Origin of the sequence: Streptomyces sp. N35, from assembly GCF_016464295.1 — a bacterium.
In the GTDB taxonomy this organism is placed as follows: Bacteria; Actinomycetota; Actinomycetes; order Streptomycetales; family Streptomycetaceae; genus Streptomyces.
In genome coordinates this window covers 85878-101933 of record NZ_JAEIMH010000004.1, presented here as the reverse complement: position 1 = coordinate 101933, position 16056 = coordinate 85878, and the positions used below count along the sequence as shown (strand labels likewise).

Annotated in this window: 14 protein-coding genes and 2 pseudogenes; 12 read left to right on the top strand and 4 right to left on the bottom strand. The window is 72.1% G+C overall.

Annotated elements, in window-relative coordinates; genetic code table 11:
- Window positions 1-479 (bottom strand): annotated as a pseudogene (locus JAO81_RS03270) (TetR/AcrR family transcriptional regulator); the annotation flags it as partial.
- A gap of 210 nt (window positions 480-689) precedes the next feature.
- Between JAO81_RS03270 and JAO81_RS03265 the strand changes: the two are divergent.
- The 4 genes and pseudogenes from JAO81_RS03265 to JAO81_RS03250 all read left to right on the top strand — a co-directional run bounded on the left by JAO81_RS03265 (window position 690) and on the right by JAO81_RS03250 (window position 5749).
- On the top strand, window positions 690-1307 hold the full coding sequence (locus JAO81_RS03265) for a 2Fe-2S iron-sulfur cluster-binding protein (RefSeq protein ID WP_199546192.1): 618 nt from the start codon (window positions 690-692) through the stop codon (window positions 1305-1307).
- Window positions 1304-2275: pseudogene (locus JAO81_RS03260) on the top strand (xanthine dehydrogenase family protein subunit M); the annotation flags it as partial. The gene JAO81_RS03265 and the pseudogene JAO81_RS03260, both read left to right, overlap by 4 nt.
- 113 nt (window positions 2276-2388) lie before the next feature.
- A complete protein-coding gene (locus JAO81_RS03255; RefSeq protein WP_199546190.1) occupies window positions 2389-4590 on the top strand; it encodes a xanthine dehydrogenase family protein molybdopterin-binding subunit in 2202 nt (733 codons plus the stop codon).
- Entirely contained in the window at window positions 4583-5749 is a 1167-nt protein-coding gene (locus JAO81_RS03250; RefSeq protein WP_199546189.1) for an XdhC family protein, read from the top strand. The genes JAO81_RS03255 and JAO81_RS03250 overlap by 8 nt, the downstream gene beginning before the upstream one ends.
- 15 nt (window positions 5750-5764) lie before the next feature.
- Here JAO81_RS03250 and JAO81_RS03245 read toward each other — a convergent pair whose 3' ends face one another.
- Window positions 5765-6490, bottom strand: a complete 726-nt coding sequence (locus JAO81_RS03245) for a VanZ family protein (protein ID WP_199546188.1) — start codon at window positions 6488-6490, stop codon at window positions 5765-5767.
- A gap of 254 nt (window positions 6491-6744) precedes the next feature.
- On the opposite strand from JAO81_RS03245, the gene JAO81_RS03240 reads away from it, so the two are divergent.
- Together JAO81_RS03240 and JAO81_RS03235 are read left to right on the top strand one after the other, a co-directional pair.
- Window positions 6745-7185, top strand: coding sequence for a hypothetical protein (locus tag JAO81_RS03240; protein ID WP_199546187.1), 441 nt, complete (start codon window positions 6745-6747; stop codon window positions 7183-7185).
- Between the two features lie 52 nt (window positions 7186-7237).
- On the top strand, window positions 7238-8059 hold the full coding sequence (locus JAO81_RS03235; protein ID WP_199546186.1) for a DUF1206 domain-containing protein: 822 nt from the start codon (window positions 7238-7240) through the stop codon (window positions 8057-8059).
- Between the two features lie 72 nt (window positions 8060-8131).
- Here JAO81_RS03235 and JAO81_RS03230 read toward each other — a convergent pair whose 3' ends face one another.
- The gene (locus JAO81_RS03230; protein WP_199546185.1) at window positions 8132-8827 is read right to left on the bottom strand and encodes an aspartate/glutamate racemase family protein; all 696 of its coding nucleotides are present in this window, start codon (window positions 8825-8827) and stop codon (window positions 8132-8134) included.
- Window positions 8828-9032: 205 nt separating this feature from the next.
- Between JAO81_RS03230 and JAO81_RS03225 the strand changes: the two genes are divergently transcribed.
- Genes JAO81_RS03225 through JAO81_RS03210 form a run of 4 tightly spaced genes read left to right on the top strand, consistent with a single transcriptional unit; the run spans window position 9033 to window position 14280 of the window.
- Entirely contained in the window at window positions 9033-9866 is an 834-nt protein-coding gene (locus tag JAO81_RS03225; protein WP_165336742.1) for a M55 family metallopeptidase, read from the top strand.
- Window positions 9859-11208 (top strand): M20/M25/M40 family metallo-hydrolase, encoded by a 1350-nt coding sequence (locus JAO81_RS03220; RefSeq protein WP_199546184.1) that lies wholly within the window; start codon window positions 9859-9861, stop codon window positions 11206-11208. The genes JAO81_RS03225 and JAO81_RS03220 overlap by 8 nt, the downstream gene beginning before the upstream one ends.
- 4 nt (window positions 11209-11212) lie before the next feature.
- The gene (locus tag JAO81_RS03215; RefSeq protein ID WP_199546183.1) at window positions 11213-13225 is read left to right on the top strand and encodes a prolyl oligopeptidase family serine peptidase; all 2013 of its coding nucleotides are present in this window, start codon (window positions 11213-11215) and stop codon (window positions 13223-13225) included.
- 17 nt (window positions 13226-13242) lie between these two features.
- Window positions 13243-14280 (top strand): LD-carboxypeptidase, encoded by a 1038-nt coding sequence (locus tag JAO81_RS03210; protein ID WP_199546286.1) that lies wholly within the window; start codon window positions 13243-13245, stop codon window positions 14278-14280.
- Between the two features lie 158 nt (window positions 14281-14438).
- On the opposite strand, the gene JAO81_RS03205 is transcribed toward JAO81_RS03210, so the two are convergent.
- Window positions 14439-15263 (bottom strand): class I SAM-dependent methyltransferase, encoded by an 825-nt coding sequence (locus tag JAO81_RS03205; protein WP_199546182.1) that lies wholly within the window; start codon window positions 15261-15263, stop codon window positions 14439-14441.
- A gap of 189 nt (window positions 15264-15452) precedes the next feature.
- On the opposite strand from JAO81_RS03205, the gene JAO81_RS03200 reads away from it, so the two are divergent.
- Together JAO81_RS03200 and JAO81_RS03195 are read left to right on the top strand one after the other, a co-directional pair.
- Window positions 15453-15692: a DUF1049 domain-containing protein gene (locus JAO81_RS03200; protein WP_199546181.1), complete on the top strand. Its 240-nt coding sequence runs from the start codon at window positions 15453-15455 to the stop codon at window positions 15690-15692.
- A complete protein-coding gene (locus JAO81_RS03195) occupies window positions 15689-16015 on the top strand; it encodes a hypothetical protein (RefSeq protein ID WP_233414861.1) in 327 nt (108 codons plus the stop codon). Before JAO81_RS03200 ends, JAO81_RS03195 begins: the two co-directional genes overlap by 4 nt.
- Window positions 16016-16056: the final 41 nt, after the last annotated feature.

Here is a 16056-nt window from a genome sequence, read left to right as displayed (position 1 = left end):
ACGCGCCCTCCCCCCGCCCCCCCGGGGCGCACCGTGCCGGCCCCCTGCCCCGCGGTGAGCACCCTGCCCACCGCGGCCATCAGGTCGGCCGGCGACGGCTTCTGCGCGCCGGTCGCGCTCATGGCGTGGCGCAGCGCCTCCATCAGGCCCGCCTTCGCCAGCGCGTGCTCGGCGAGCCGGTCCATCCACGCACGCAGCGCCTCGTCCGGCGCCAGGGTCCGCAGGAGCTGGGCCGCGCTCTCGGCCACCTGCGCCATCTCGTGCCGGAAGACCTCGAGGACCAGGTCGTCCCGGCTAGGGAAGTTGCGGTAGAAGGTGCCCTGCCCGACGCCCGCCGTGCGGGCGATCGCGCTCAGCGGGATCCCCGGATCGCGCGTCATCTCGGCCAGTGCGACCTCGAGGATCCGCTCGCGGTTGCGCTGTGCGTCCGAGCGCAGGGCCGCCGACTTCTGCGCCTCGTCCGGTCGCTGCTCGCCCATGGGCTGCCTCATTCCTCCTGCCACGTCCCCCTGTGCGGGCGGCCGTCGCCGTGTTCCCTTGCGAAGCGGACAGCTGTCCGGTACGTTCTCGGTTAACGGACAGCTGTCCGTTTGACTTCAGGGTACCGAGATCCGCAGCCGTTGGACACCGCCGGTCATGGCGGGCCCGGTCTGCACCCCCACCGCGGTCACGCGAAAGAGGGCCAGCTCATGATCACGTCCGACCCGACCGCCTCCCGGACGGCCGGCGCCATCATCCTCCATGTCAACGGCGAGAAGCACGCGCTGACCGTCGACCACCGCACCACTCTGCTCGACGCCCTGCGCGAGCGGCTCGATCTGACCGGCACCAAGAAGGGCTGCGACCACGGGCAGTGCGGAGCCTGCACGCTCCTGGTCGACGGGCGGCGCTCGCTGGCCTGTCTGCAGCTCGCCGTCGCGGCCGAAGGGCGCGAGATCACCACGATCGAAGGTGTCGGCGGGCAGGGCGCCGGACCGGGCGCCGGACCGGGCGCCGAGGGTGAACTCCACCCCGTACAACAGGCGTTCCTCGAGTTCGACGGATTCCAGTGCGGTTACTGCACGCCCGGGCAGATCTGTTCGGCCATCGCCGTGATCGAGGAGCACGCGGCCGGCTGGCCGAGCGCCGCGACCGACGATGTCCACCCCGAAGCCGCACCGCAGCCGCTGACCCCGGAGGAGATCCGGGAGCGGATGAGCGGGAACCTCTGCCGCTGCGGGGCGTATATGTCGATCGTGCAGGCCGTCGGATACGCGGCCGGAGCACGGCATACGCACACCGGGCCGGGCGAGGGGAGCGCGGCATGAAGGAGTTCGCCTATCGCCGTGCCGCCGATGTCGCAGGTGCCGTGGCCCTGCTCGGAGCCGATCCCGGGGCCCGTTTCCTCGGTGGCGGCACCAATCTCGTCGACCTGATGAAGGCCGGTGTCGAGAGCCCCGAGCGGCTGATCGACATCCGTGAGCTGCCGCTCGACGGGATCGACCTCACCGAGGAGGGCGGTCTGCGGATCGGTGCCACGGTGACCAACAGCGATCTCGCCGCACACCCCGAAGTCCGCCGACGCTACCCGGCGTTGACCCAGGCGGTTCTCGCGGGGGCATCCGGGCAGCTGCGGAACATGGCGACCGTCGGCGGCAATCTGCTGCAGCGCACCCGGTGCGGCTACTTCACGGACATCACCCAGCCCTGCAACAAGCGCGAACCCGGCAGCGGCTGCCCGGCCGTCGGGGGCGAGCACCGCAACGCCGCCGTCCTCGGCGCCTCCGACCACTGCGTGGCGGTGCACCCCTCGGACATGGGCGTGGCCCTGGCCGCCTACGACGCGGTGGTCTCGTATCAAACGGCCCAAGGCGCGGGGGAGTTGGCGCTGTCCGACTTCTACCTTCCGGTCGGCGACACCCCGCACCGGGAGACCGCGCTGCCGGCCGGCGCGCTGATCACCGCGGTGACCCTGCCGCCGGCGCCGGTCCGCTCGCGCTACCGCAAGGTGCGTGAGCGCGCCTCGTACGCCTTCGCGATCGGTTCGGTCGCGGCGGCCCTTGAGGTGCGGGACGGAGTGGTGCGGGAGGTCAGGCTGGCGTACGGCGCCGTGGCGTCACGGCCGTGGCGGGCGCATACCGCCGAGGCGTCCCTGCGCGGCGCCCCCGCCGATGCCGCGTCCTTCGCGGCGGCCGCGGACGCCGAGCTCGCCGCCGCGGCACCGCTCACCGACAACGCGTACAAGGTGACGCTGCTGCGCAACCTCACGATCGCCGTCCTGACTGAACTCGCCGAACTCGCCGGGCCGGCCGAACCGACAGGACCCGCCGAACTCGCCGGGCCGGCCGAACCGACCGGACCCGCCGAACCCACCGGACCCGCCGGCCACGACCAGGAGGGAGTGGCCCGATGACCACCACCGTGCCCGCCGTCACCGCACTCGGCACCGCCCGCACCCGCGTCGAGGGCCGCGAGAAGATCACCGGGGCCGCCCGCTACACCGGCGACATCCCGCTCACCTCGCTGGCCCACGGCAGCCTCGTGCTGTCCACGATCACGCGCGGCCGGATCCGGGCGATCGACGACGCGGCCGTCCGCGCGATGCCCGGCGTCGTGGCCGTACTGCACCACCTCAACGCCCCACGGGTACGCGGCGATTACCCCAGCATCATGGGCATGGCGCCCGATCCGACCGTGCGCGCCTTCCAGGACGACCGGGTTCCGCACTGGGGCTGGCCCGTCGCGCTCGTGGTGGCCGAGACCCCCGAGCAGGCGCGGGCGGCCGCCGATGCGCTGGTCGTCGAGTACGAGGCCGAGCCGCACGACACGGATTTCCCGGGGGAGCGCACGGACGCGTACTCCCTGGACGGCGTGGTGCCCGCAACCCTGGCCAAGGGCGACGAGGAGGCCGAGCTGGCCGCGTCCGCCGTGGTCGTCGACGCCTCGTACACGACGCCGGAAGAACACCACAACCCGATGGAGCCGCACGCCGCCACCGCCTCCTGGCAGGACGGCAGGCTCGAGGTCCTCGACTCCAACCAGGGCGCGAGCTGGACCGCCGAGGATCTGGCGAAGGCCTTCGAGCTGGAACCGGGCACCGTACGGGTGCGTTCCGAGCACGTCGGCGGGGGCTTCGGGTCCAAGACCGTACGGGTGCACCAGATCGCGGCCGTGATGGCGGCGACCGAGCTTCGGCGGCCGGTGCGGGTGGCGATGACCCGCCGCCAGATGTTCAGCCTGGCCGGCTATCGCAGCCCCACCGACCAGCGGGTACGCCTCGGCGCCGACCCCGACGGGCGGCTGCGGGTGCTGTCGCACGGCTCGGTGAGTCAGACTTCGAGTGTGTACGAGTTCGTGGAGCCTGCGGCGGCCGCGGGCCGTGTCCTGTACGACGCGGCCGCGCACCGCACCAGCGCCCAGGTCGTCCGCCTGGACGTGCCCACACCGACGTCCATGCGCGCGCCGGGGATGGCGCCCGGATCCTTCGCCCTGGAATCGGCGCTCGACGAACTGGCCGAGCGCTGCGGACTCGATCCGATCGAGCTGCGGCTGCGCAACGAGCCGTCGGCGGGTCCGCTGAGCGGGCTGCCGTTCGCCGGGCGGAATCTGCGCGCGTGCTTCGAGGAGGGCGCCCGCAGGTTCGGCTGGGCGGAGCGCGATCCGCGACCGCGCGTACGGCGCGACGGGCGCTGGCTGCTCGGGACCGGGACGGCGGCGGCCACCTTCCACGCGTTCGCGGTGCCGTCCACGGCGGCGGTGACGGCCTGGGCGGACGGCACGTTCACGGTACGGATCGCCGCGGCCGACATCGGTACGGGTGCGCGGACCGCGCTCCAGATCGTCGCGGCCGACGCGCTGCGGGTCGCCCCGGAACGGGTCCGAGTCCGCATCGGTGACAGCGAGTTCGGTCCCGCGTGGCTCGCGGGTGGCTCGGCCGGCACGAGCTCCTGGGCCTGGGCGATCACGCCAGCGGCCGGGGAACTGCGCGAGCGCCTCGCCCTCGGCGCGGACATCCCGGCCGACGGGCTGACGGTCCGCTCGGACAGCACGACGGCGCTCGCCGGACAGGAGCCGGCCGAACGGCACTCCTACGGCGCCCAGTTCGCCGAAGTCGCCGTGGACCCGGGCACCGGTGAGGTGCGGGTGCGGCGGATGCTGGGCATGTTCGCGGCGGGACGGATCGTCAATCCGCTGACCGCGCGCAACCAGCTCGTCGGCGGGATGGTCTGGGGCCTCTCCATGGCGCTGCACGAGGAAGCGGCACGCGACGGGCGTTCCGGCTCTCTCGTGGGCGCGGATCTCGCGGGCTATCACGTCGCCTCCCATGCCGATGTGGCGCATATCGAGGCGGACTGGGTGGACGACCCCATGCCGGGCGATCCGATCGGAATCAAGGGCGTCGGCGAGATCGGCGTCGTCGGGGCGGCCGCGGCGATCGCCAACGCCGTCCGGCATGCGACAGGGGTACGGCACCGTCGGCTGCCGATCCGTCCGGACCGGGTTCTGTGCGGGGAGTCCCCGGGCGGGGGCTTTTCCGGGGATTCCGTGGACGGCGGCCGTTCCGGGGAGTCGGTGGACGGGGGCCGTTCAGGGGAGTCTCCTGATGCTTGACATCGCCGCGGAGCTGACCGAGTGGCTGGCCGAAGGCCGGGCCTTCGCCGTCGCCACGGTCGTCGGCGCGAGCGGCAGCGCACCGCGCGGTCCGGGCGCCGCACTCGCCGTGGACGCCGAGGGCACGGTCATCGGGTCCGTCTCCGGCGGCTGCGTCGAGGGTGCCGTGTACGAGCTGTGCGCGCAGGCGCTGGTGGACGGCGCCCCCGTGCTCGAACGGTTCGGATACAGCGACGCGGACGCCTTCGCGGTGGGGCTCACCTGCGGTGGGGTGATCGACATCCTGGTCACCCCGGTCGGCGCCGAACGCGCCGTGTTCGCCAGGGCTGTCGAGGCCGCCGGCCGGGGCGATGGCGTGGCGCTCGCGCGCGTGATGCGGGGGCCGGCCGAGCTGGTGGGGCAGGCCTTGATGGTGCGTACGGACGGATCGTACGAGGCAAGGCTGCCGGACTCCCTCGCACGGACCCTCGCCTACGAGGCGAAAGCGCTGCTCGACGCGGGCCGCACCGGCACCGTCGAACTGTCCGAGGACGGTTCGCGGTGCCCCGGTGGACTCACCGTGTTCGTGGAGTCGAGCCTGCCGCCCCCGCGGATGATCGTCTTCGGCTCGATCGACTTCGCCGCCGCGCTGGTGCGGGCGGGCAAGTTCCTCGGCTATCACGTGACCGTGTGCGATGCGCGCGAGGTGTTCACCACCCGGGCCCGCTTCCCGGAGGCGGACGAGATCGTGGTCGACTGGCCGCACCGGTATCTGGCCAGGACCCCGGTCGACGGGCGCACCGTGCTGTGTGTGCTCACCCACGATCCCAAGTTCGATGTGCCGCTCCTGGAACTGGCGTTGCGGCTGCCGGTCGCGTACGTCGGGGCGATGGGCTCGCGGCGCACCCATGAGGACCGCAACCGCCGGCTGCGGGAAGCGGGCGTCGGCGAGGCCGAGTTGGCACGGCTGAGGTCGCCCATCGGACTCGACCTCGGGGGACGCACACCCGAGGAGGTCGCGGTCTCGATCGTCGCCGAGACGGTGGCGGTGCGGCACGGGCGGGGTGGCGGGGCGCTGGGCTCGGTGGGCGGAGGGCTTGGCGGCTCGGCGGACGGTGGGCCTGGGAGCCCGGCGGACCGTGGGCCTGGCGGCTCGGCGGGGGACGGGGCGGCTCGCTGACCCTGTGCGGGTCGTTCAGCGGGTCACTCCTTTCCGGCGGAGCCACCTTGTCCTCACACGGGGGCGGTCGGCTTTCTCAGGGGGCCGGTCGGCCTGCTCGCGGGAAACTCGTGCCTTCTTACGGGGACGCCGCCCCGCTTCCGCCTTCGTACGGGTACCGGTGTCATGTGACTCGGGCGGCCTGCCGTACCACCAGAAGCGGCGCCGACGAGGCGGGTGGATCGAGCGGGAGAGCCGGCGCCCGATGAGCAGGTAACCGAGCAGCGCCCCACTGGTGTTGAGCAGCACGTCGTCGATGTCGAAGGCCCGGCCGGTGATGACCAGGCCCTGCACCACCTCGACGCACAGCATGACCAGGGTCGTGGCGGCGAGTACCCGCAGCACGCCACGCGCCTTGGGCGCGATCACCGGCAGCAGGACGCCGAAGGGCACCCCGAGCATGATGTTGCCGCCGAGCTGTTTGACGGTGTCGCGGAACGCCGGCTGGGAGAGATAGTCGCGGATCGAGTCGCCGGGCCGCAGATTGGTGTGCGTGAGCGGCACCGAGGCGGAGGAGGGCTGCAGGGTCAGCCGGGCGAGCAGCACACCGAACACCACCATCGCGGCACACGCAAGGAGCATCGCGAGGGCGCGGACCGGCCAGGGGACCGGGGCGCGTGGCGGGGCGTCGGGGCGCTCACGGGGCTTACGGACGCGGCCCCCGCTCGTACGGGTGGCGCGCCGGACGGAGGACTGCGCCATCACTGCTCTCCGGAAGGGTGGGGGAGGCGGGCAGGAAGTCCCGTGTACCCGGGCCCGGTTGAGGCATGCCTGCCGCGGGCGTCGCGTACCGCACCCACGGGCGCACGCGACCCACCGGCGGGCGCCTCTGCGCAGGATGTGCGCCCCCTCCCGGGGGTTCGGGCCGGGTGCGCCCGGGAGATAGGTCTGAAGGTGCGTGCTTCCGCGCCCTCCGCGCCTCGAGCGGACCGGCCTTGAGCGAAGGGGAGATCCCCATGGCGTCTTACGACACCGGGCGGCTGAGTGCGATCGTCAAGATCCTCGACCAGGCGGGTACACAACTGCGGCTTGCGGCCCGCGAACAGGGAGTTCAGGTCGCCGGGTCTCCTGCACCGCATCTGTCCGACACCCAGGACCTGTCGGGCATCACCTCGCTGCTCTCCGTGGTGGAGCGCGCCGCGGGCGGCGTGCGGCGCGCGCTCGCGCATCTGCGGGCCGGCGATCTCGGCCAGGCCCAACTGGCCCTGGAAGCGGCGGGCACAGGACCCCGCCTGGACGCCCTGCCTCTGGCGGCCCTGCCGCGGCCGCTGCCCGGACGGGTCACTGCCGCGCTGCAGTTGATGCGCGGCATCTCGGGGTTCTTCACGGCGGACACGGAGGAATTCCTGGTGCGCCAGCTCCATCCGGCGGGGCGTGCGGTCGTCGGGGTGCGATAGGTAACCGGATTCTCCGGGTGTAAGGGCGGCGGTTCGGGCCATACGACCCGCCATGAGCGAACTCTCCCGCCGGGCCCGGCGCTTGGGCAGGCGTACGGATCGAAGCGACTGGGTCGACCGCGCGGCCCGGCTCGGTCTGATCGCGTACGGTCTCGTGCACCTCGTCGTCGGCTGGCTCGCCGTGCAGCTGGCCTTCGGCGACCGTTCCGGGCCCGCCTCGCCAACCGGGGCGATCGAGGAGCTGGCGCGTCAGCCGCTGGGCGGTGCGATCGTCTGGGCGACCGCCGTGGGCATGTACCTGCTTGTCGTCTGGCAGCTGGTCGAGGCCGCCTTCGGACACCGCTGGGCCGACAACCGGCGGTGGAAGCGGATGCTGTCCCTCTGCAAGGCGGTCGTGTACGGAGTGCTGGGCACCAGCGCGCTCAAGATCGCCCTGGGATCGGGCGCCCAGGACGGTGAACGGACCACCGACAGCCTGACGGCGCGGCTGATGGACCTGCCGCCCGGGCAGGCCCTCGTCGCCGCCGTCGGTGCGGTGATCATCGGGATCGGCGTGGCTTCGGTGCGCAAGGCCTTCACCGACAAGTTCCTGGACACGTTCGAGCGGCGGGGTACGCGAGGGACCACGGGGACGGCGTACACATGGCTGGGTCGCGCGGGTCACACGGCGAAGGGGGTGGCCCTCGGTGTCGTCGGTGTCCTGTTCGGCTGGGCGGCGCTGACCCACGAGCCCGACAAGTCGGGCGGTCTCGACCAGGCGTTGCGGAAGGTTCTGGAGCAGCCGTTCGGACCGGCTCTGCTGACGGCGCTCGGGCTCGGCATCTTCTGCTTCGGCTGCTACTGCTTCGCGTGGGCGCGGCATCTGGACCGGTGAGCTGGCCCTTCGGTCAGCCGTCCGACAGGGCCGGCTCCACCGCCGGTTCCGACCGGTGGGCGGGCCCTTCGGTCAGCTGTCCGACAGGGCCAGCGCCACCGCCGCCTCGGCGTGCAGGCGGGCCGTGGGGAAGACGGGAACGGGGCTGTCACCGGGCCCGATCAGCAGCTCGATCTCCGTGCAGCCCAGGACGATGCCCTCCGCGCCCTCGCGGACCAGCCCGTCGATCACGGCACGGTACGCGGCGCGGGACTCCTCCCGTACGACACCGAGGCAGAGCTCCTCGTAGATGACCCGGTGGACGAGAGCTCGCTCCTCGGGGCCGGGTACCAGCACATCGAGTCCGTGCCTGGCGAGACGGCCGCGGTAGAAGTCCTGCTCCATGGTGAACGCCGTGCCGAGCAGACCGATCCGGCGCATCCCGGCGGACGTGACCGCGGCCGCCGTCGTGTCGGCGAGGTGCAGCAGCGGAACAGGGACCGCGTCCTGCACCGCGTCCGCGACCTTGTGCATGGTGTTGGTGCAGATGAGCACCATGTCCGCGCCCGCGGCGACCACGCTGCGCGCGGCGTCCGCGAGAATCTTTCCGGCCGCGTCCCATTCGCCCGCGACCTGCAGTTCCTCGATCTCCGCGAAATCCACGGAGTACAGGACGCAGCGCGCGGAGTGCAGCCCGCCGAGCCGCTCCCGGGTGAACTCGTTGAGCAGCCGGTAGTACTCGGCGCTCGACTCCCAGCTCATGCCGCCGATCAGCCCGATGGTCTTCATGCACGTGCCTCCTGCCGTCACGGTCCTTGCCGCGGACACTGTGCCGCATAAGCGCTTCTTTGCCCTGTTCCAGGGGTGTGGAGGGGGACTGTGCGAGGTGCGGCCGAGGCCGCCGGCAACCCCTGTGGAAAAGCCAGAGGTCCAGTCCAGCGACAGTTATCCACAGGGCTAGTGACGCCTCGGCGCAGCGCGTACGGTCTTCCGCATGAAGATCCTCATCAGCGCCGACATGGAAGGCGCCACCGGTGTGACCTGGCCTGCCGATGTGCTGCCGGGCCATCCGCAATGGGAGCGCTGCCGCTCCCTGTTCACCTCGGATGTGAACGCGGCGGTGCTCGGCTTCTTCGACGGCGGCGCCGACGAGGTGCTGATCAATGAGGCGCACTGGTCCATGCGCAATCTGCTGCTCGAAAAGCTCGACGACCGGGCCGAGATGCTCACCGGCCGGCACAAGTCGCTGAGCATGGTCGAGGGGGTACAGCACGGTGACGTGGACGGGATCGCCTTCATCGGCTATCACACGGGCGCCGGTACGGAGGGGGTGCTGGCGCACACGTATCTGGCCAACTCCATCACCGGGGTGTGGGTGAACGACGTGCGGGCGAGCGAAGGCCTGCTCAACTCGCATGTGGTGGCCGAGTTCGGTGTGCCGGTGGTCCTGGTCACGGGTGACGATCTGACCTGCGAGGACGCCCTGGGCTATGCACCGGGCGCGCTCAAGGTCGCGGTGAAGGACCACGTGTCGCGGTACGCGGCGGTGTGCCGCACCCCGGCCCGCACCGCCGCCGACATCCGGGCCGCGGCCAAAGAGGCAGCTGCTCTGGCGGTGCGTCATGAACCCGTGCGGGGCGGCCCGTTCACCGTGGAGCTGGAGTTCGACGCCGAGCACCTGTCGCAGGCCGCGACCGTGGTGCCGGGGGTCGCGCGCTCCGGGGAACGGAAGGTGGCGTACACAAGTCCGACCATGTATGAGGGGATTCGTACGTTCAAGGCGGTCACCACGGTCGTCTCCGCCGCGGTCGAGGAGCAATATGGCTGAGCAGAGCACGCAGAAGACGGACAGCGGGGTCGACGCGACCGGGCTCGACGAGGTGGTCCGGTTCACCTCCGACCTGATCCGGATCGACACCACCAACCGGGGCGGCGGCGACTGCCAGGAGCGGCCCGCCGCGGAGTACGCGGCGGAGCAACTGGCGGGCGCGGGCCTGGAACCCACCCTCCTGGAGCGCACCCCCGGGCGAGCCAATGTCGTGGCGCGGATCGAGGGCACCGATCCTTCGGCCGATGCGCTGCTCGTGCACGGTCATCTGGACGTGGTGCCGGCACAGGCCGACGACTGGCAGGTCCACCCGTTCTCCGGGGAGATCCGCGACGGCGTCGTGTGGGGCCGGGGCGCGGTCGACATGAAGAACATGGACGCGATGATCCTCTCGGTCGTCCGCTCCTGGGCCCGCCAGGGCATCCGGCCACGGCGCGATCTCGTCATCGCGTTCACGGCGGACGAGGAGGCCAGCGCCGAGGACGGCTCCGGTTTCCTCGCCGACCGGCACGCGGGACTCTTCGAAGGATGTACGGAAGGGATCAGCGAATCAGGGGCGTTCACGTTCCACGCCGCTCCCGGGATGCGGCTCTATCCGATCGCGGCCGGTGAGCGGGGCACGGGCTGGCTGAAGCTCACCGCCAGGGGCAGGGCCGGCCACGGCTCCAAGGTGAACCGGGCCAATGCGGTGACCCATCTCGCCCAGGCCATCGCACGGATCGGCGAGCACCAGTGGCCGGTGCGGCTGACTCCGACCGTACGGGCGGCACTGGCCGAACTCGCCAGGCTGCACGGCGTCGACACCGACGTCCACGCGCCGGACTTCGACGTGGACGCGCTGCTCGGCAAGCTGGGCCGGGCCGCGGCGCTGGTCGAGCCGACGGTGCGCAACAGCGCCAACCCGACGATGCTGCAGGCCGGATACAAGGTCAATGTGATCCCCGGCGAGGCCGTGGCCTATGTCGACGGGCGCTATCTGCCGGGCGGGGAAGAGGAGTTCAGGGCCACCCTCGACGAACTCACCGGACCGCATGTGGACTGGGAGTTCCACCACCGGGAGGTAGCGCTCGAAGCGCCGGTCGACTCCTCCGTCTACCGGAAAATGCGCGCCGCCCTCGAAGAATTCGAACCGGAGGGGCATGTCGTTCCGTACTGCATGTCAGGAGGGACGGACGCCAAGCAGTTCTCCCGCCTCGGCGTCACGGGCTATGGCTTCTCGCCCCTGAAGCTGCCCGAGGACTACGACTATGCGGCGATGTTCCACGGCGTCGACGAACGGGTGCCCGTCGAGGCGCTGCACTTCGGCGCCAGGGTGCTGAGCCGCTTTCTGCGAACGGCCTAGCGGAATGGGGGAGATGGTGCGTACCGAGCCATACGGGGACTGGCCCTCGCCGATCGACGCCGCGCTCGCCGCGTCGCACGACGGCCGGCCGGAGTGGGTGGGCTTCGTCGGCGACGAGGTGTGGTGGACCGAGCCGCGCCCGGCCGAGGCGGGCCGCCGCGCCCTGGTGCGCCGGCACGCCGACGGGCGCGAGGAGTCGGTGCTGCCCGCGCCCTGGAATGTACGCACCCGTGTCATCGAATACGGCGGACACCCCTGGGCCGGGGCGGTCGGCTCCTCGGGACCGCTCCTGGTGTTCTGCGAGTTCGCGGACCAGCGGCTCCATGCCTACGAGCCGGACAAGCCCGGAGCGGTGCCCGTACCGCTGACGCCGGTGTCGCAGGTGGGGGGCGGGCTGCGCTGGGCCGATCCGCAGATCCGCGCCGACCGGGGTGAGGTGTGGTGCGTGCTCGAGGAGTTCACCGGTGAAGGACCCGAGGATCTGCGGCGGGTCCTGGTCGCCGTGCCGCTCGACGGTTCGGCCGCGGACGACCGGGGCGCGCTGCGTGAACTGTCCGACGGACGCCACCGGTTCGTCACCTCGCCCCGGGTCTCGCCCGATGGCCGCCATGCCGCCTGGATCGGCTGGGATCATCCGCGGATGCCCTGGGACGGTACGGAGCTCCTCGTCGCCGAGGTGACGGCGGACGGCACGTTCGGGGCGGCCCGCGTGGTGGCCGGCGGACCCGAGGAGTCCATCGCCCAGGCGGAGTGGGCGCACGACGGGACGCTGCTCTTCGCTTCGGACCGCAGCGGCTGGTGGAACCTGTACCGAGGTGAACTGCTGCCCGGCCAGGGGGAGGCCCAGGACGTGAGGGTGGCGGCCCTGTGTCCCCGGGACGAGGAGTTCGCCGGACCGCTGTGGAAGCTCGGGCAGCGGTGGTTCGCGCCGCTGGAGAACGGCACGGTGGCCGTCGTGCACGGTGTGGGCACCACCTCGCTCGGCATCCTCGACCCCGAGACCACGGATGTCGTGGATGTGGCGGGACCCTGGACCGCATGGGCACCGACGCTCGCCGTGCACGGCTCCCGCGTGGTGGGGACGGGGGCCAGTCCGCGCAGCGCCGCGGAGGTCGTCGAGCTCGACATCCGCACGGGCCGCGCGCGCGTCATCGGCGCCCCGCACGACGACCCCGTGGATCCCGCGTACTACCCGGAACCGCAGATCCGCACCTTCAGCGGACCGCTGGGCCGGGACATCCACGCCCACATCTACCCACCGCACAACCCGGGTCACCGAGGCCCCGACGACACCCTGCCGCCCTACGTCGTATGGGCGCACGGCGGACCGACCGGGCACGCACCGCTCGTCCTGGACCTGGACATCGCCTACTTCACCTCACGAGGCATCGGCGTAGCCGAGGTGAACTACAGCGGCTCGACGGGCTACGGCCGCGCCTACCGTGAACGGCTGCGGGAGCAGTGGGGTGTGGTCGACGTCGAGGACTGTGCGGCGGTCGCCCGCCCGCCCGCGGGGGGGGCCCCCCCCGCCCCGCCCCGCCCCGCCCCCCGCGGCGGGGGCGCGCGCGGCTGGACGACGGCCGCTTCGCTCGCCGGCACCGATGTGTACGCGTGCGGCACCATCATCTATCCGGTGCTCGACCTGGAGGGCTGGGCGACCGGGGAGACCCATGACTTCGAGTCGCACTATCTCGAATCGCTCGTCGGGCCGATCGCCGAGGTCCGCAGCCGCTATGTGGAGCGTTCGCCCGCCGCGCAGGCCGAGCACATCACCGCTCCCTTCCTGCTGTTGCAGGGGCTCGACGACGTGATCTGTCCGCCGAGCCAGGCGGAGCGTTTCCTGACGCGGATGGCCGGCCGGAGGATCCCCCACGCCTACATCGCCTTCGAAGGCGAGGGGCACGGCTTCCGTCGCGCCGAGACCATGATCAGGGCGCTCGAGGCGGAACTGTCCTTGTACGCCCAGGTGTTCGGACTCAACCCGCCCGGCATCGCGACGTTGGAGCTGAGCAAATGAGGCGGGACGGGGAGAGCATGGTGAGCGGCTGGGACGACCCGGGGCCGACCCGGGGCGTCGCGCCCCTCACCCGGCCGCGGAGGCTCGCGCCCGGCGCGCGCGTCGCCGTCGTCGCGCCCAGCGGGCCCGTACCCGAGGAGCGGCTCGAGGCGGGCCTGGACATTCTGCGCGGCTGGGACCTCGACCCGGTGGTGGCGCCCCATGTCCTGGCCGCTCACCCGAAGTTGAGCTACCTGGCCGGGGACGACCGCGACCGGGCCGCGGATCTCCAGGCGGCCTGGTGCGACCCCGCCGTCGCCGCGGTGTTCTGTGCGCGGGGCGGCTACGGGGTGCAGCGCATGGTCGATCTGCTCGACTGGGACGCGATGCGGGCGGCCGGGCCGAAGGTGTTCGTGGGGTACAGCGACATCACGGCGCTGCACGAGGCGTTCGCGGCGCGGCTCGGTCTTGTCACGCTGCACGGGCCGATGACGGCGGCCGCCGACTTCCTCAAGAACGCCCGTGCACAGGAGCACTTGAAGGCCACGCTGTTCGCGCCGGAGACGGTGCAGACGATCGCGGGCGGCCGTGCGCTGGTACCGGGCCGCGCCCGAGGAGTCACCCTCGGGGGCTGTCTGGCGCTGCTCGCCGCCGATCTCGGCACTCCGTACGCCCGGCCGTCCGCGCGCGGCGGACTGCTGTGCGTCGAGGACATCGACGAGGAGGACTACCGCATCGACCGGCTCCTCACCCAACTCCTGCGCAGTGGCTGGCTGGACGGGGTGGCCGGCGTGCTGCTCGGCTCCTGGGAGGAGTGCGGACCGTACGAAGAGGTGCGCGCCGTGTTCGCCGACCGGCTCGGGGACCTTGGCGTACCGGTGGTCGAGGAGTTCGGCTTCGGCCACTGCGACGGAGCCCTGACGGTGCCGTTCGGGGTGCCGGCCGTGCTGGATGCGGGAGAGGGGGTGGGTGTGGGCGCGGATGCCGATACGGATACGGAGGCGAGCCCGGGGCCGGGTACGGGTCCAGGCCCGGGGATGGCGGAACTCCGGCTGGAGGTACCGGCGTTGCGGTGAGCTGGGGCCGCGTGAGCTGGGGCCGGACGAGCTGGGGCCGGAGGGCCCGGGGCCGGGTGGGCCGGGGACGGGGTGGGCCGGGGCAGGGAGTCGGGAGGAGGCCGGGGGAGCCTGGTGAAGTGGGCGGATGGGCAGAGTGGGTGCGGGGAGTCGAGCCGTTACGACGTGATGGCGAACCCGTAGCGCAGGAAGCGCACCGCATCGCCCAGCCCTGGTACCCGGGCCAGATTCCGCAGCACGGTACGGGAGGCCGTGCCGTGCCGGGTGCGGCCGATCTCGTCCAGGGCCGGGAGGTCGCTCAGCAGGCGTAGCGGCGGGTGCGCGCGGGCGAAGGCCGTCGGGGAGTGCAGCGCCCAGCGGAAGCGCGTGTCCGCGCGGCGCAGCGTCGGGTGGAGCCCCGAGACGGACCGTACCCAGGGAGCCACGGCGTCGAAGACCAGCCGCCCCGTCGGGAAAGTGCCCACGACCCGGTTGACGAGGCGGCTGACATCATCCGGCGGCAGATACATCAACAACCCCTCGGCCACCACCATCGTCGGCCTGTCTCTCGGTACCTCGGTCCACCACCCGGACTCCGTGACCGACGCACCCACGCTCCGTACCCCTTCGACGGGCCCGTACAGACGCTCGCGCAGCTCGACCACCTCCGGATAGTCCACGTCGATCCACACCGCCGAGGCCGGCCGCGCCACCCGCAGCGGCCGGCTGTCCAGACCGCAGGCCAGATGCAGCACCAGAGCGTCCGGATGTTCGTGCAGAAACCCGGCAGTCCAGGCGTCGAAGCGCCGGGCACGGGCGGCGACCAGGGACGCGGCACCCCGAAGGCTGCGCAGCCGCCCGAAGTCGTAGTCGATCTGTTCCATGATCCGCTGCGCGTACGGGTCACCGAGGACGGGCCGCGCACGCCGGCTGTCGACGGCGCGCAGGTACAGCGTCATCAGCAGGGTTTCCTTCTCCCGGCCGAGGTGGACCTGCTGCGTCATGGACCGTCTCCGTTCCCGAGGTGGCGCCGTACACCCAGTGAGCCGGAACCCCGTGCCGGCGGCCACCGGCCCTCACCCGTTAGGCCCACTGCGCCACCCGCAGGGGCACCGGCCGCGTGCGTCCCCGGCGCCCACCTGCTCATGCTGACCTCAGGGGGCGACGGCGTTACCCCGGACGGAAGGTCCCGCATGAGCTCCAACAACTCCAAGAGCGGCAGTGGCGGCAAGGCCAAGGGGCTGATGACACCCGGACGTCTGACCGTCGCCGCGATCGGCATCCTCGGCCTGATCTTCATTTTCGAGAACACCCGCAGCACCAAGATCCGCCTGCTGATCCCCGAAGTGACCATGCCCCTGTGGATGGCGCTGCTGCTCACCGGCGTGATCGGTGCCCTGTGCGGGGCCTACCTCATCAGGAGACGGAAGTGACCACACTCATCCAGCGCGCGGCCGTGCTCACCGGCACGGTGCTCGCCACGACCGCCCTCACCGTGACGACCGCCGCGGCGGCCGGTCCGCCGATGCCGGACTTCCGGGGCAAGGCCCTGATGGACGTCTTCCAGACGGTCGACTACCGCACCCGCGTCGACATCCGCGACGTCAGCGGCTTCAACCGCAACATCCTCTGGCCGCTCAACTGGAAGGTCTGCTCCCAGACGCCGGCGCCCGGCGTCGAGCTCGAGGGCCAGGCCCTCAACATCGGTGTCGTCAAGAAGACCGAGACCTGTCCCAAGGCTGCCCCGAAGAAGTAGCCGGGGCGGCGGCCCCAAGAAGTGGTCCCGTCCCCGGGGTT

Bases quoted from the DNA above. Each gene is read 5' to 3' on its own strand.
- JAO81_RS03265 (WP_199546192.1), top strand. From the start codon at position 690: ATGATCACGTCCGACCCGACCGCCTCCCGGACGGCCGGCGCCATCATC.
- JAO81_RS03255 (WP_199546190.1), top strand. From the start codon at position 2,389: ATGACCACCACCGTGCCCGCCGTCACCGCACTCGGCACCGCCCGCACC.
- JAO81_RS03250 (WP_199546189.1), top strand. From the start codon at position 4,583: ATGCTTGACATCGCCGCGGAGCTGACCGAGTGGCTGGCCGAAGGCCGG.
- JAO81_RS03245 (WP_199546188.1), bottom strand. From the start codon at position 6,490: ATGGCGCAGTCCTCCGTCCGGCGCGCCACCCGTACGAGCGGGGGCCGC.
- JAO81_RS03240 (WP_199546187.1), top strand. From the start codon at position 6,745: ATGGCGTCTTACGACACCGGGCGGCTGAGTGCGATCGTCAAGATCCTC.
- JAO81_RS03235 (WP_199546186.1), top strand. From the start codon at position 7,238: ATGAGCGAACTCTCCCGCCGGGCCCGGCGCTTGGGCAGGCGTACGGAT.
- JAO81_RS03230 (WP_199546185.1), bottom strand. From the start codon at position 8,827: ATGAAGACCATCGGGCTGATCGGCGGCATGAGCTGGGAGTCGAGCGCC.
- JAO81_RS03225 (WP_165336742.1), top strand. From the start codon at position 9,033: ATGAAGATCCTCATCAGCGCCGACATGGAAGGCGCCACCGGTGTGACC.
- JAO81_RS03220 (WP_199546184.1), top strand. From the start codon at position 9,859: ATGGCTGAGCAGAGCACGCAGAAGACGGACAGCGGGGTCGACGCGACC.
- JAO81_RS03215 (WP_199546183.1), top strand. From the start codon at position 11,213: ATGGGGGAGATGGTGCGTACCGAGCCATACGGGGACTGGCCCTCGCCG.
- JAO81_RS03210 (WP_199546286.1), top strand. From the start codon at position 13,243: ATGGTGAGCGGCTGGGACGACCCGGGGCCGACCCGGGGCGTCGCGCCC.
- JAO81_RS03205 (WP_199546182.1), bottom strand. From the start codon at position 15,263: ATGACGCAGCAGGTCCACCTCGGCCGGGAGAAGGAAACCCTGCTGATG.
- JAO81_RS03200 (WP_199546181.1), top strand. From the start codon at position 15,453: ATGAGCTCCAACAACTCCAAGAGCGGCAGTGGCGGCAAGGCCAAGGGG.